The organism is Trabulsiella odontotermitis (genome assembly GCF_001297775.1).
GTDB classification, from domain to species: domain Bacteria; phylum Pseudomonadota; class Gammaproteobacteria; order Enterobacterales; family Enterobacteriaceae; genus Trabulsiella; species Trabulsiella odontotermitis.
This window is the reverse complement of sequence record NZ_LIFX01000012.1, coordinates 21948-36891: the sequence shown is the minus strand read 5'-3', so window position 1 is coordinate 36891 and position 14944 is coordinate 21948. Positions and strand designations below refer to the sequence as shown.

The 14944-nt window shown below is 53.8% G+C and carries 15 protein-coding genes and 1 tRNA gene; 8 read left to right on the top strand and 8 right to left on the bottom strand.

Going from position 1 to position 14944, the window contains the following annotated elements:
• Position 1: 1 nt before the first annotated feature.
• The 6 genes from AOY23_RS16325 (at position 2) to AOY23_RS16300 (ending at position 5731) form a co-directional block, all read left to right on the top strand.
• Positions 2-1558: an FAD-dependent oxidoreductase gene (locus tag AOY23_RS16325; RefSeq protein WP_054180531.1), complete on the top strand. Its 1557-nt coding sequence runs from the start codon at positions 2-4 to the stop codon at positions 1556-1558.
• Positions 1558-2553 carry a TauD/TfdA dioxygenase family protein gene (locus AOY23_RS16320; RefSeq protein ID WP_054180532.1) on the top strand — a complete coding sequence of 332 codons (996 nt, stop codon included), beginning with the start codon at positions 1558-1560 and terminating at the stop codon, positions 2551-2553. Before AOY23_RS16325 ends, AOY23_RS16320 begins: the two co-directional genes overlap by 1 nt.
• Positions 2554-2576: 23 nt before the next feature.
• Complete coding sequence (locus AOY23_RS16315) at positions 2577-3626, top strand: ABC transporter substrate-binding protein (RefSeq protein WP_054180533.1); 1050 nt, start codon at positions 2577-2579, stop codon at positions 3624-3626.
• A gap of 221 nt (positions 3627-3847) precedes the next feature.
• Complete coding sequence (locus tag AOY23_RS16310) at positions 3848-4399, top strand: tetratricopeptide repeat protein (protein ID WP_054180534.1); 552 nt, start codon at positions 3848-3850, stop codon at positions 4397-4399.
• 22 nt (positions 4400-4421) lie between these two features.
• Complete coding sequence (locus tag AOY23_RS16305) at positions 4422-4937, top strand: sigma-70 family RNA polymerase sigma factor (RefSeq protein ID WP_072171035.1); 516 nt, start codon at positions 4422-4424, stop codon at positions 4935-4937.
• Entirely contained in the window at positions 4934-5731 is a 798-nt protein-coding gene (locus AOY23_RS16300) for an anti-sigma factor family protein (protein WP_054180536.1), read from the top strand. The genes AOY23_RS16305 and AOY23_RS16300 overlap by 4 nt, the downstream gene beginning before the upstream one ends.
• Positions 5732-5761: 30 nt before the next feature.
• Here AOY23_RS16300 and AOY23_RS16295 read toward each other — a convergent pair whose 3' ends face one another.
• The 5 genes from AOY23_RS16295 to proB form a co-directional block, all read right to left on the bottom strand.
• Positions 5762-6340: a YceI family protein gene (locus AOY23_RS16295; protein WP_054180537.1), complete on the bottom strand. Its 579-nt coding sequence runs from the start codon at positions 6338-6340 to the stop codon at positions 5762-5764.
• Positions 6341-6475: 135 nt separating this feature from the next.
• Entirely contained in the window at positions 6476-6892 is a 417-nt protein-coding gene (locus AOY23_RS16290) for a putative T6SS immunity periplasmic lipoprotein (RefSeq protein ID WP_054181320.1), read from the bottom strand.
• A gap of 72 nt (positions 6893-6964) precedes the next feature.
• Positions 6965-7040 (bottom strand) — tRNA-Thr (locus AOY23_RS16285).
• A gap of 111 nt (positions 7041-7151) precedes the next feature.
• Entirely contained in the window at positions 7152-8405 is a 1254-nt protein-coding gene (gene proA, locus AOY23_RS16280) for a glutamate-5-semialdehyde dehydrogenase (protein WP_054180538.1), read from the bottom strand.
• A gap of 10 nt (positions 8406-8415) precedes the next feature.
• A complete protein-coding gene (proB, locus tag AOY23_RS16275) occupies positions 8416-9519 on the bottom strand; it encodes a glutamate 5-kinase (protein ID WP_038155441.1) in 1104 nt (367 codons plus the stop codon).
• A gap of 295 nt (positions 9520-9814) precedes the next feature.
• On the opposite strand from proB, the gene AOY23_RS16270 reads away from it, so the two are divergent.
• Positions 9815-10912 carry a porin gene (locus AOY23_RS16270; protein WP_054180539.1) on the top strand — a complete coding sequence of 366 codons (1098 nt, stop codon included), beginning with the start codon at positions 9815-9817 and terminating at the stop codon, positions 10910-10912.
• Positions 10913-10967: 55 nt separating this feature from the next.
• On the opposite strand, the gene crl is transcribed toward AOY23_RS16270, so the two are convergent.
• The 3 genes from crl to gpt all read right to left on the bottom strand — a co-directional run bounded on the left by crl (position 10968) and on the right by gpt (position 13225).
• A complete protein-coding gene (gene crl, locus AOY23_RS16265; protein WP_054180540.1) occupies positions 10968-11369 on the bottom strand; it encodes a sigma factor-binding protein Crl in 402 nt (133 codons plus the stop codon).
• Positions 11370-11426: 57 nt separating this feature from the next.
• The gene (gene frsA, locus AOY23_RS16260; RefSeq protein WP_054180541.1) at positions 11427-12671 is read right to left on the bottom strand and encodes an esterase FrsA; all 1245 of its coding nucleotides are present in this window, start codon (positions 12669-12671) and stop codon (positions 11427-11429) included.
• A gap of 95 nt (positions 12672-12766) precedes the next feature.
• Complete coding sequence (gene gpt / locus AOY23_RS16255; protein WP_054180542.1) at positions 12767-13225, bottom strand: xanthine phosphoribosyltransferase; 459 nt, start codon at positions 13223-13225, stop codon at positions 12767-12769.
• A 238-nt stretch (positions 13226-13463) separates the two neighbouring features.
• On the opposite strand from gpt, the gene pepD reads away from it, so the two are divergent.
• Complete coding sequence (gene pepD, locus AOY23_RS16250; protein ID WP_054180543.1) at positions 13464-14921, top strand: cytosol nonspecific dipeptidase; 1458 nt, start codon at positions 13464-13466, stop codon at positions 14919-14921.
• The last annotated feature ends 23 nt before the right edge of the window (positions 14922-14944 follow it).

Below are 14944 nucleotides of genomic sequence, written 5' to 3'. Positions count from 1 at the left end.
AATGAATGATAACAACACACAACAAAAAAACCCCAACCAGCCTGAATTCGACGAGTGGTATGACGTCGTCGTCGTGGGATTCGGTTTTGCCGGTGGCGCAGCGGCGCTGGCGGCTCATGACAGCGGCGCACACGTCCTGCTTATTGAAAAAATGCCGGACCCTGGTGGGATTTCGATATGCGCCGGGGGCGGCGTGCGCACCATCACCGACCGCCATCGCGGACGTGACTATCTGCGTCAGACGGTTGGCCCGGATGTCCCGGATTCTGTGCTGGATATGATGACCGAAGGCATGCTCGGTCTGGAAAGCTATTTCCGCAAGCTGGCACAGATCAACAATGCCACGATCCGGGTGCGCAATCGTGGCGGTAATTATCCCTTCCCCGGACACGATGCTCTGGGGATTGTCGAAGTGGCGGAAATCCCTGGTTTTGACGCCCGCCGTGAATATCCCCATGCCCGTGGTCGCTTACTCGGTCCGAATGTTTTTAAGCTGCTGCACGATAATATTCGGGCGCGCGACATTGAAGTGCGGCTGGAAACGGCCGCGCAGCGCCTGATTACCGGCAGCGACGGCAGTGTGCTCGGCCTGACCGTAAACCAGCATGGTCAGGTACGTCATATTGGCGCCCGCAAGGGGGTCATTCTGGCTACTGGCGGCTTTGAAGCCGATCCCGTTATGCAACGTAAATACTGGCAGATCCGCCCGGTGATGGCCTCCGCGACCCGCGCCAACACCGGCGACGGCATTCGCATGGCCCAGGCCGCGGGCGCTGATCTCTGGCATATGTGGCATTTCCACGGTTCGTATGGTTTCCGTCATGTAGACGAAAACTACCCCTTCGCTCTGCGGGTAAAACGCCTGCCCGACTGGACACCGGAAGTGAATACCCCGGAAGTCGCTATGTCATGGATCATGCTGAATAAACACGGTAAGCGCTTCATGAATGAATACCATCCCTACTTCCAGGACACCGGCCACCGTCCATTGGATCAGTTCGATCCGGCGACCCAAAACTTCCCGAATATCCCGGCGTTTCTGATCGTGGATGACGAAGGGCGTAAACGTTACCCTCTCGGACAAGCAGTGCTGAACGATCGGGCGATCGCACCGTACATCTGGAGCGACGACAACCTGAAAGAGGTCGAAAATGGCATCCTGCAAAAAGCGGACTCGATAGACGCATTAGCCGAACTGATCGGTGCCGATGCAACTACGGTACGCGCCAGCCTCGAACGCTGGAATCAGCAATGCAAACTCGGCCACGATGAAGATTTTGCCCGCCCGGGCAGTAGCATGTTGCCGATTAAAACCGCGCCATTTTATGTCGGGCGCCTGTGGCCTCTGGTGAATAACACCCAGGGCGGCCCCGCGCACGATGCGCAGCAGCGCGTACTTAATCCCTTTAATGAAGCCATTCCCCGGCTATATACCGCTGGCGAGCTCGGTAGTATCTGGGGCTTTTTATATCTGGGCGCCGGCAATCTGGCCGAATGCTTTATTACCGGTCAGGCGGCAGGAAACCATGCCGCCGGACTTTCCCCCTGGGAGGCATAATGTACAGCATACATCAACTGGATACGCTCTCTTTTCCGCAGCGCGATAGCACTTCCCCGGCCAATGATCTCGCCCGCTTAAGCATCCGGCCTACCGGCGCAGCGCTGGGCGCGGTGGTGACAGGTATCGATTTAGCGCAAAAAATCGATGGTGAACTGGCCTCCGCGCTACGCCAGGCGTGGCAGGATCATTTAGTACTGTTGTTTCCCGATCAATATCTCCAGCCGCGCGAGTTTCTCTCCGCAGCCAGCATCTTTGGCCAGCCTCAGGAGGGAGCAAACCGGAAATATATTCGCGCCGCAGGTATCAGGCAGGACGATGAATTTCCGGAAATCATGCTCAACACCAACCTGGGACCGGACGGTAAACCCACGCGCGAAAACGACGGACTGGGGAGTCTGGAAGTCGTCTGGCACTCCGATAACTCGTATATCGAAGAACCGCCGATTGGCAGCATGCTGTACGCGCTGGAAGCGCCGTCGGACAGCGGTCATACCTCTTTTTCTAACCAGTATCTGGCGTATGAACGCCTGCCAGAAATAGTAAAGCGAGAAATCGACGGCCTGTGGGCGAAACACGATGCCAGTCGCAACAGCGCCGGAATGCTGCGTCCGGGGATCGCCCTCCCAACGCGGCCGGAAGAGGTGCCGGGGCCGTTTCATCCCCTGGTTATTCGTCATCCGCAGAGCGGGCGTCGCTCGCTCTATCTTGGGCGCCGCCGTGATTTTCCCTCTCAGTATATTGACGGGCTACCGCTTGAACAAAGCGAGGCGCTGCTGGATCAGCTATGGACAGCGGCTGTCAAAGAGGATCTGACGTGGACTCACCGCTGGACGCCGGGCGATGTGCTGATCTGGGACAATCGCTATTCCATGCATTACCGGACGCCGATTGATGAAACACAGCGGCGCGTCATGCTGCGCACACAATTTCAGGGGCAGCCGCTGCTGGCGGATTCACCACGCGACTTACAACAAGACAAGACATTGCCGTAATTAACCAGAGGAACCACAGCACTATGTTAAATCGTCGTTTATTTGTCGCCAGCCTGTCGCTCGGCATGTTAGTTTTTTCCTCCGCCTGGGCAGAGCCGCTGAACCAGCGCTTTGCCGGGTTGTATGACGCCGCGAAGCCGGAGAAAGAAGTGGTGTTCTATAACACCTTCCGTCAGGATACCAACCGCAAGCTGATCAATTACTGGAATCAAAACTTCCCGGACATTACGCTAAAAATCGTCCAGAAACAGTCGCTTGATTTAATCCCGGTGGTGGAATCCGAAAAAGCGGCGGGTAAATCGCAGGCAGATGCGGTGATGATCAACGAAGTCTTCGTCGCTAATGAATGGAAGAAAAAAGGCTGGTTCACGCCATATAAAGTCAGCAATTATGACCAGTATCCGGCCCAGTACCGCGATCCGGATGGCGCATGGTATATCACTGACGTCAGTCTTCTGACGGCGGCGTACAACACCCGCGCTTTTCCGGACAAATCACAGTTACCGAAAAACCTGGTGGGTTTTACTGATGCAAAATGGAAAGGCAAAATGCTGCTCGGCGATCCGAAAGTCGCCGCATCGAACCAGGCGTTTTTCCTGGCCCTGCTGAACAATGGCAAACTAAACTGGGATACGCTGGGTGCGCTGTCGCATCAGGATATTCTGTTTACCCGCGGCAACGCCGACTCTGCGCGCCTGATTGCCACCGGTGAGCGGATATTGTCGCCAATGGTATCTTCACAGAATGTGATCACCGCGCGTGAAAAAGGACAGCCGATTGATTTTTACGTGCTGGACGAAGGTGCGATCCTGGTGACCCAACCGGTCGGGCTGTTCGCTCATTCCCCGCATCCTAATGCTGGTAAGCTACTGATGGAACTGCTGGCCAGTAAAGAAGGCCAGGAGCTCGTAGCGGCTGCGGGTGCCTACTGGCCAACGCTTCCGGATGCCAACGCACCGGAGCATTTGCCAAAGTTAAGCACGCTGAACCCAGAAAGCGGCGATGTGGAAATCGGTGGTGCCGTGTCAAAAGATTTTCTCGCCCGCTTTAGTAAAACGTTTAATCGCTATTGAGTTCGGTTGTGGCTGCATGCAAATGCATGCACGCCACTGTCCGGCGCGCCCGACTGCAGAGCGTGCCTGTTGCAATTCTGAGATATTTTTCCGAATAGATTTCATCGTTGCCGCGTTTACTCCTCATTAACACCCTGATTTTGCCATCACTACCTGTTCCGGGACAGCGTACTACGTCATATGCTGCCCGGCCGTGTCTTCCGTTAATCTGAGGAACCGTCATGAAAACATTATCCTTTTTACCTTCGGCGGCTTTACGGCGCTTTCTCTTTCCCGTCGTGCTGGTTTTGTTCTCTGCCACTGAGGCTTTTGCCGCCGGAGACGATAACACCAACAGCAAAACGCCGGATTGCCCGAGCGGGCAGGTCTATGACAGTGCGACAAAACAGTGTGTACCAGAGAAAAGCTCTCGCCTCAGTGACGAGGATAAAACCCATTACGCCTATCATCTCGCCAAAAAAGGGGAGTATCAGGCCGCGCTGAATCTGCTTAACACGTTAAAAAATGGCAATACGGCTGAAGCCTGGAATTATCGAGGGTATGCCACGCGAAAACTGGGTCGTACCGATGAAGGTATTGGCTATTACCAGCGTTCATTAGCGCTCGATCCGGCCTATGCTAAAGTGCGGGAGTACCTCGGCGAAGCGTGGCTGATAAAGGGACGGCCGGACCTGGCTAATGAGCAATTAAAAGCCATTGCCACGATCTGCGGGCAAAACTGCGAAGAATACCGGGATCTTCAGGCCGCCATTGATGGTCATCCTGAATCCTGAACCCTGATCCGAGGACAGAAAAATCACCACCAGTGACGTTCGTCAGCACCTTGCTGAACATCTGACCCGCCTGTGGCGCTACGGGCTGGTTCTGTCGCGTAACCGCGAGGTTGCCGAAGAACTGGTTCAGGCTACCTGTGTTCGCGCGCTTGAAAAAAGCGCGCAGTTCACCCCCGGCACACGCATTGATAGCTGGTTATTCACCATTCTGCACTCAATCTGGATTTCAGATGTCCGCGCACGTCGGGTGCGGCTGGGGCAAGGATTCGTTGAAAGCGATGAATTACTGGCGCCTGATACGCATGAACAGGACGAGGCTCGCCTGCATTACGCAAAAATCATGCAGCATGTCAGCGCCCTGCCTGAGGCACAACGCAATGCGGTTTTTTTAGTTTACGTTGAAGGTTTCACCTATAAAGAGGCGGCAGATACCCTGTCAGTACCGATTGGTACCATCATGAGCCGACTGGCAACCGCACGGGCAAAAATAGCCCAGACCGTCGATTCGCCGCTCATAGTGCAGGAGAAGCGATTTTGAACTCCATAAGATTCCTCCCCCCTTACAGCGATGAATCGATTGTCGCATGGCTTGATGGTGAGATGAACGAAAACGAGGCGCAACGGTTTGCGGCCGAACTTGAGCAGAACGAGCAACTGGCGCGGCGTACTGACGCGCTAAGACACCATCAGGCTGATTTTGAAGAGGCCTTTGCTCCGTTACTTGAGAAAGCACCAAAAGCGCGTCTGGAACAACATCTTGCCGGTTTACTGGCACGTCAGCCAGGGGTGACGCATCGGCAGACGGGCGTCAGCCGCCGTTCACTGATCGCCGCCTCGCTCAGCTTCCTGGTTATCGGCTCCGGGTTAGGTTACTTCGGTCGCTCCGTCACAAAACCTCGAAGTGAGAGCGAAAAAATTCGTGAGCTTGAGGCGCAGTACATGTCGCTGTATAGCGCGGAAACACTGCTCGATGTCGACAGCTCCCTGCCCGTTTTACAGCAGGGACTGGCACGCGTGGCACAGGATATCGGTTTAAGGACGAATGAACAGCAATTAGCCTTACAGGGTGCTGAACTGAAAATGGTCCGCATACTGCGTTACGACAGCACCTCAATTGCGCAAATCGCCTGGATGCATGCCGATTACGGCCCTATGGCGCTGTGTATTTCCCCTGAAAAACATCCGGACAGCACCCTGTTGAACCTCGAACAGCGCCATGACATGCACCTTGTCTGGTGGCACCATCGGGGCTATCAGTTTGTGTTAATTGGACGGAACCCGGTTTCGCAACTGAAACAGAACGCGCAGACGCTGCAAACTGCACTGGCATAACCCAATAAATCCACCGGGTAGCGGTGGGTTTTATACAGGCAGACGCGGCTGAGCCTGAATTTCAATATTAATTAAAACAGCATCATCAACCAGTGCAGCAAAGCTTTCCATGTTGAAGGCAGAGCGCGAAATCGTCGTTGAAGCATTCAGCGAAATTTGCTGACGACCCCATACTTCGCCCTGTGTTTCTTCCAGTGAAGCATTCAGGATAACCTCACGGGTGACATCCTTAACGGCTAAGGTACCAAACACCCGAAAACGTCCCTTTCCCATCGCTACAACGCGGCTACTGGTAAAAGCGATATTCGGATAGCGATCGGCATCGAAAAAAAATCGACTTTTCATCTGGTAAGTGAGCAATCCATTAGAGGCTTTGAGCGTAGAAACCGGGATAGTCACATTGATATGGTCATCCCGTTCATTTCCATCATCCAGGGTAATGTCCCCTGTCACCTTTTCAAGGCGGGCCTGAGAGACGCCACCAAAGGCATGCCACAACAGCGCAATACTCGTTTTCTGGGTATCGATACGATAACTGACAGGGTTTGCATGCAGCGATAAGGGAATCATTAATAATCCTGGAGCGATGATGAGCGCGACACGAGTCATACTGGTATTCCTTCAGTTGGTAACGAGTAAACGCACCAGCCATCAGATTTATTCGACTCATACTTATGTCAAGCGTGGACCCCGAAACCGCGGAACAGGAGCGTTGAGTTGATTTCGGGGGGAGATCAATCCAAATCAGTACAGCGTACTGGCCTCAAGCTTCCCGCTGTTTTCCCGCAACGTAAAGTCGACACCGTATATCCGGCTTGCAGGAACAACGCCTTTCTTTTTCTTAGCGGATGATTCAAGAATAAGGGAATAGTTATAGGCTTTCCCCGCTTCATAGCGATACCCAAAATTTGGAACACATTTATCCGACGACACCGTAATAGCGTCATCATAATAAAATCTTTCTAGTTTATTTTTGGAATTACCCACTTCTTCAATGATAAGGCTGATAAGCTTTTCATCGCCTTCCGGTTGAACCGTGACGCATACCTCATTCGCGACAGTGAATACAGAAGCCCGATAATGTTTCGCGCGAGGATCGCCAACATGAAAACACCCCGCCAGCAGTAATGTGAATACACTAATAAGAGTAATATTTTTCATCGCATTGTCTTTGCTTAAGAAATGGAGATAGTACCTCTTAAGCGAAATTTTGCTATGGGGAAGTGTTTGAAGTGGTGCCGGTAATAGGAGTCGAACCTACGACCTTCGCATTACGAATGCGCTGCTCTACCAACTGAGCTATACCGGCCCTGAGACGTGTTCACGAGCGTGAATCACGGTGTAGAAGGTTAAATCTTACAGGGTGATGCGTCAATAACCCAGGTAACCAACTGCCTGTTTTTGCATCACCCTGTTTCATTTAAGCACGAATCGTATCGTCGCCGAAACCAATCCACTTGTACGTCGTCAGCGCTTCCAGTCCCATTGGACCGCGCGCGTGCAGTTTTTGCGTGCTGACAGCCACTTCTGCCCCGAGACCAAACTGCCCGCCGTCGGTGAAACGGGTGGAGGCGTTCACATAGACCGCCGAGGAATCCACTTCGTTGATAAAACGATCGGCATGGCGCAGCGTACGCGTCAGGATGGCGTCGGAATGCTGTGTACCGTGCTGGCGAATATGCGCGATAGCCTCATCAATGTCGCTGACGACTTTAACATTCAGATCCAGCGACAAATATTCATCGTCATACTGCGCGGGTTCTACCGCCACCACCTTCGCTGGCCCGGCTTGCAACTGCGCCATGGCGTTGTCGGCGGCATGCAGTGTGACACCACTTTTCGCCATCTGCTGGCTCAGCGCAGGCAGAAACGCACCGGCAATCTTCTGGTGCACCAGCAGCGTCTCAACGGTGTTACAGGTGCTCGGACGCTGGGTTTTCGCGTTGACGATAATCTTCAGCGCAGGTTCAATTTCCGCACTCTCATCAACGAAAATATGACAAACACCGATACCGCCGGTAATGACCGGGATCGTTGATTGTTCACGGCATAGCTTGTGCAAACCGGCGCCACCGCGGGGAATGATCATGTCGATATATTTATCCAGGCGCAGCATTTCGCTCACCAGCGCACGATCCGGGCTTTCAATGGCCTGAACCGCACCCGCAGGTAATCCGCACTCTTCCAGCGCCTGCTGGATAACTTTCACCGTCGCAGCATTGGTGCGCCAGGTCTCTTTGCCGCCGCGCAAAATCGCCGCGTTACCGGTTTTCAGGCACAGCGAGGCGACATCTACCGTCACGTTCGGGCGCGCTTCGTAAATCACACCAATCACCCCGAGCGGAACCCGGCGGCGTTCAATGCGCAGGCCGCTGTCCAGCAGTCCGCCGTCAATCACCTGCCCGACCGGATCGGCAAGCTGGCAGACCTGGCGAACGTCGTTCGCGATCCCCTGCAAACGCGCGGGGTTCAACGCCAGACGATCCAGCATCGCGTCACTCAGGCCATTCGCACGCGCCTCGGCGAGATCCTGTTCGTTAGCATGCAGAATGTCTTCGGTCTGCGCTTCCAGATAATCAGCAATTTTTTCCAGCACCCGATTTTTTTCGCGGCTGGAGAGTAATGCCAGCTGGTAAGAGGCCGCTTTGGCCGCAATACCCATTTGTTCCAGCATGTGAGGCTCCTTAACGGGTGATCATATCGTCGCGATGCACAGCCACCGGGCCGTACTCGTAGCCAAGAATGGCGTCGATTTGCTGGGAGTGATGCCCCGCAATGCGGCGCAATGCATCACTGTTGTAGCGGGTGACGCCGTGGGCAATATCACGACCGTCGAGATTACAGATACGAATCACTTCACCACGGGAGAAGTTACCTGTCACGCTTTTAATTCCTTTCGGAAGCAATGAGCTCCCTCTTTCCAGAATTGCGCGGGTTGCGCCTTCATCAACCGTGATCTCTCCGGCTGGCGGTGCGCCGAAAATCCAGCGTTTGCGGTTTTCCAGTGGCGAGGCCTGCGCATGGAAACGGGTGCCGACGGAAAGCCCTTCCATCACATCGCCAATCACGCCTGGACGGCTGCCTGCGGCAATGATGGTATCGATGCCTGCACGGCAGGCGACGTCAGCGGCCTGCAGCTTGGTGCCCATACCGCCGGTGCCCAGACCGGAGACGCTGTCACCGGCAATCGCACGCAGCGCGTCGTCAATGCCGTACACATCCTGAATCAGTTCTGCCTGCGGGTTGGTACGCGGATCAGCGGTAAACAGCCCCTGTTGATCGGTCAGCAACAGCAGTTTGTCAGCACCGGCGAGGATGGCAGCCAGCGCGGAAAGGTTGTCGTTATCGCCCACTTTGATTTCCGCCGTGGCGACCGCGTCGTTTTCGTTGATGACCGGCACGATGTTGTTATCAAGCAGCGCGCGAAGCGTGTCACGGGCGTTAAGGAAACGCTCGCGGTCTTCCATATCAGCGCGGGTCAGCAGCATCTGACCGACGTGAATACCGTAAATGGAAAACAGCTGTTCCCACAGTTGGATCAGTCGACTTTGCCCCACCGCCGCAAGCAGCTGTTTGGAAGCAATGGTGGCGGGCAGTTCAGGATAACCCAGATGCTCACGTCCGGCAGCGATAGCCCCGGAGGTGACAATCACAATACGATGCCCGGCGGCATGCAACTGCGCGCACTGGCGCACTAATTCGACGATATGGGCGCGATTCAGGCGGCGCGATCCGCCCGTTAAAACACTGGTACCCAGTTTTACCACCAGCGTCTGACTGTCACTCATGATTCTCTGCCGTTCAATAAAAATGAAAAATCCGTATCGAACAGACGTTTTAACAGGACTCCCGCCGCTTGCCAACTCTCATGGCAAAAGGGGTGGAACTTTATTGCGCGGGATCAGGAAGCGTAACGGCAACATTTGACAACTTTATGACGGAAACATGAAAACACAACTATTTAAAAGTATTCTTAAATTGTCATAAATGTTTCATTCCCGCGCGTTAAAAACCTCTCTGATTTTCACGGGGCTTGTTTTCCCCCCACGACTATTAGCGCGTTTTTTAAACTCGGGATTGAAAATGAAAAAAAGCACACTGGCATTAATGATAGTAGGCGCGATGGCTTCCCTTTCAGCTCAGGCTGCAGAAGTCTATAACAAAGATGGTAACAAGCTGGATCTGTACGGTCGTGTCAAAGCTGAGCATTACATGAGCGACAACGACGGTGTGGACGGTGACCAGTCTTATGCGCGTCTGGGCTTTAAAGGCGCCACCCAGATTAACGATATGCTGCAGGGTTACGGTCAGTGGGAATACCAGATCGCGGCGAACAAAGTGGAAGGCGATACCAACACCACGAAAACCCGTCTGGCGTTCGCGGGTCTGAAAGCCGGTGATTACGGTTCATTCGACTACGGTCGTAACTACGGCATCCTGTATACCGTCGCAGCGTATACCGATATGATCCCTGAATTCGGTGACGACTCCTATATCAAAACCGATAACTTCATGACCGGTCGTGGTAACGGTATGGCGACTTACCGTAACAACAACTTCTTCGGTCTGGTTGATGGTCTGAAACTGGGTCTGCAATATCAGGGCAAAAACGAGAACGACAGCCGCGCCGCCAGCAAAGCTAACGGCGACGGTTTCGGTACGTCTCTGAGCTATGACTTTGGCGATACGGGTCTGACGCTGGGTGCGGCTTATGCCAACTCTGACCGTACGCTGGCACAGGAAAACCAGAGCTTTGGTCATGGTTCTAATGCTGAAGCCTGGACGACGGGTCTGAAATATGACGCCAACAGCATTTACCTGGCTGCCGTTTATGCTGAAACCCGCAACATGACGCCGATTTCTGGTACTGCAACGATTGGCGGCGCGAGCACTTCTGTTAGCGGTTTCGCTAATAAAAACCAGGCCTTCGAAGTGGTAGCGCAATATCAGTTCGATTTCGGTCTGCGCCCGTCTCTGGGTTATGTCCAGTCTAAAGGCAAGGATATTGAAGGTGTGGGCGATGTCGATCTGGTTAAATATGTCGACGTGGCAGCAACGTACTACTTCAATAAAAACATGTCTGCATTCGTGGATTACAAAATTAACCAGCTGGATGACGACAACAAACTCGGTCTGAACACCGATGACGTTGTTGCCGTTGGTATGGTTTACCAGTTCTGATTCATTAATACCTGAAAATAAAAAGGCGCTTCACCTGAAGCGCCTTATTTTATTCTCAGGCCGTCAGTCTGACCGCTTCCTCGTTAAAGTCATCCGCAGGCTCTAAACGTAAAGACAGTTTGGTCAGCAGTTCCGCCACCCGGACATGGAAATCGCTGCGCGTCTTTTCCAGACGCTCCGCCACTTCGCTGTCTTTAATATCGGTGGCCTGCCATTTTCCGTCTTTGTCGAAAAGTCCGAACTGGTAGCTGTAGGTGAAACGCTTTTCCTGCGCTTCCATGATCATCCACCAGCCCCAAAATTCCCGCTTCTCCGGTGCCGGTTTTACGTTTACACAAACAGCAAGGCAATCGAAAAAGAAGTGGTTGTTTTTGCACTGTTCTTCGCGAATATAAGGGCCAAGCGCAGCGAAATTCTTAATCAGTTTACTCTTCGGGTGTCCACTCGGTAACGTCATTGCGATCTCCTTTAGTGATGCAACTGTTTTACCAAATCGATAAAATTTAGCAAACTATTAACCAAATTGTTTGTGGATCCATTTAGCAATTTCTTTCAGTCCATTGTCAAAATTACGATACAACGGGTTGAAAGGAATATGCAGCATTTTACCTTGCGCGGACGACGCGGTGATTAAGCGGGATTCCTCTTCAGGGCTGAATGGATCGTTTTGCCAATAACCTGACAGCACCGGTGTCGGGCAACGACGGCCCAGCAGCCCCTGCGTTTTTAGCGAATAGCGATTCAGTTCTATGCGCAGCGCGTCATCGGAGGCATCGTGCATTCCCAGGCGCGACGCCAGCACGTCGAGATACATTTCAGGCACGCTGCCCTGACGCTGCGGATCCACCAGCAAACTGTGCACTACCGGGCCAAGACAGGCCACCGCTTTCAGGCGCGGTGATTCAAGGTAGGCCAGCCGGACCGCCACGTTGGCGCCAAAGCGAAAGCCAAACGCCGCGACACGGGTATGGTCAATCCACGGGACATCGGGCAACGATTTCAGCGCGTGCTGGTGAAGCTGGCTGGAATCCTGGGAGAGTTTCCATTTGGAAGAAAATCCGATAGACGGCATATCCAGCGTCAGCATCGCGATTCCCAATGGCGCCAGATAATTTTCAAAAAGGGTGTAATAATCGCTTTGCAGCGAATCAAGCCCTCCGCACATCAGTACCGTCGGAAACGGTCCTTTGCCTTTCGGCATATGCAGAAAACCGGTTACCGTCGCCCCACCGGGGATGGAAAACTCCAGCTGGCGCATTTCACCGGGCAGCCGCTGCGAAGCCTCTTCATAGGCACGATTCGCGAGCGCCTGCGCCTGATCAGCCAGATCGTCACCTTTCAGATGCGGATAGGCCGCGATGCTGTATAGATTGGAGGCATGCAGCCAGTGACGACCGCAACGCTCAGGATCCGCTTCCTGCATCGCTTTTTGCTGCCAGAGCATCGCCTGTTTTGACCACTCGAAAATCCAGTTGCCCCCGCGATACCCCACCACCGTGTCGTAAAGATCAGGGTCAGTACGTTCGGCATCGCTCATCACAATGCGCGATTGCACATCGAGGATCTCCTGCGGCGAGATACCACGCCAGATCCACATCAGGCGGTTCATCATCCGGTACCAGTGCGGGACGTTTTTACCGTCCAGCGCAGACTGAACCGCAGGTTGCGCGCCATGGTTAAAACGTCGAACCAGCGTGGACGTTTCCGGATGTTTGAATCGGGGTTTAAACAGAATTTCGCTGAGATTAGCCTCTGGCATCGCGGGTCTCCGTGAGAACGATACTGTTCCTATTGTAACGCGTCAGACGCCAAAAAGAACAACGCCCGGTCAAACCGGGCGCTGGAGCGGCAGGATTAACGGCCAGAGATAGGCGGAACGAAGACCACGCCCATATCCCACGGCTGTTCAATCCAGGTATCCTGCGGGATATCAATCACATAATCATCGACCAGCGGACGGCCTGCCGGTTTTGCGAAGATAGTGACGAAATGTGCTTTTGGGTACATTTCGCGGATAGCCACCGCTGTACCGCCGGTATCCACCAGATCGTCGATCACGATGAAGCCTTCGCCGTCGCCTTCTGCGCGTTTCACCACGGTCAGCTCGCGCTGGTTGTCATGGTCATAGCTGGAGATGCAAACGGTATCAACATAGCGAATACCCAATTCACGCGCCAGCAGCGCACCCGGTACCAGACCACCACGGCTAACGGCAATAATGCCTTTCCATTGCTCAGCTGGCAGCAAACGACCTGCCAGTTTACGGGCGTGGATCTGCAACATGTCCCAGGTGACGACGTATTTTTCGCTCATGATATAAGAAGTCCCAGCCTGTATATTTACGGCTTAAAAAGTGTTCGAGGGGGAAAAGGTTGCGCGAGATTATAGAGATCTGACGCACTAAAAACCAGTGCTAAGCGGAACACAGGTGCCTTTTTACGTGGTTTGTTCTACCAGAACAGTAAGAAAGTGGTATTCTCACCGCTGTATCGCAATATGCTAACCCTATACCTGCAAGCGACTTTTGCAGTAAGCCGTAAGGAGACTTACCGTGTCTGAATTGTCTCAATTATCCCCGCAACCGCTTTGGGATATTTTTGCCAAAATTTGTTCCATTCCGCACCCGTCCTACCACGAAGAAAAACTTGCTGAACACATCATGGGCTGGGCGAAGGAAAAAGGCCTGCACGCTGAGCGCGATCAGGTTGGCAATATTCTGATCCGCAAAGGCGCCAGTGCCGGTATGGAAAACCGCAAACCGGTGGTCCTGCAGGCGCACCTCGACATGGTTCCGCAGAAAAATAACGACACCGTGCATGACTTCACCCAAGATCCGATTCAGCCGTACATCGACGGCGAATGGGTCAAAGCGCGCGGCACGACGCTCGGCGCCGACAACGGCATCGGTATGGCTTCCGCACTGGCGGTGCTGGCAGATGATTCCGTTCAGCACGGTCCGCTGGAAGTGCTGCTGACCATGACCGAAGAAGCGGGAATGGATGGCGCCTTTGGTCTTCAGCCCAACTGGCTGCAGGCAGACATCCTGATCAACACCGACTCCGAAGAAGAAGGTGAAATCTACATGGGCTGCGCCGGTGGGATTGACTTCACCTCTGACCTGCCGTTGACCCGTGAAGCGGTTCCGGCGGGTTTCCAGCGCTTTAAGCTGACGCTGAAAGGGCTGAAAGGCGGTCACTCCGGCGGTGAAATCCATGTCGGTCTGGGTAACGCCAACAAACTGCTGGCGCGTTTCCTCGCCGGTCATGCACAGGAACTGGATCTGCGTCTGATCGATTTCAACGGCGGTACCCTGCGCAACGCCATCCCGCGTGAAGCGTTCGCCACCGTGGCAGTCGCGGCGGATAAAGCCGATGCACTGAAAGCGCTGGTAAGCCAATATCAGGAGATCCTGAAAAACGAACTGGCAGCAAAAGAGAAGAACCTGGTTGTGCTGCTGGACGCCGTCAGCGATGACCACGCGGCACTGACCGCGCCATCCCGTGACGGGTTTATTCGTCTGCTGAATGCGACGCCGAACGGTGTGATCCGTAACTCTGACGTGGCGAAAGGCGTGGTGGAAACCTCCCTGAACGTGGGCGTTGTCACCATGACCGACGACAACGTGCAAATCCATTGCCTGGTGCGTTCCCTGATCGACAGCGGTAAAGACTATGTGGTCAGCATGCTGGATTCGCTGGGTAAACTGGCGGGCGCGAAAACCGACGCCAGAGGCGCATATCCTGGCTGGCAGCCGGATGCCAACTCGCCGGTGATGCATCTGGTGCGTGAAACCTATCAGCGTCTGTTCAACAAGACGCCGAACATTCAGATCATTCACGCCGGTCTGGAATGCGGTCTGTTCAAAAAACCGTATCCGGAAATGGACATGGTATCCATCGGGCCAACCATCACCGGTCCGCACTCTCCGGATGAGCAGGTACATATCGAAAGCGTGGGTCAGTACTGGACACTGCTGACGGAACTGCTGAAAGCGATTCCGGCGAAGTAACATCGTGCATAATGCCCGGCAAC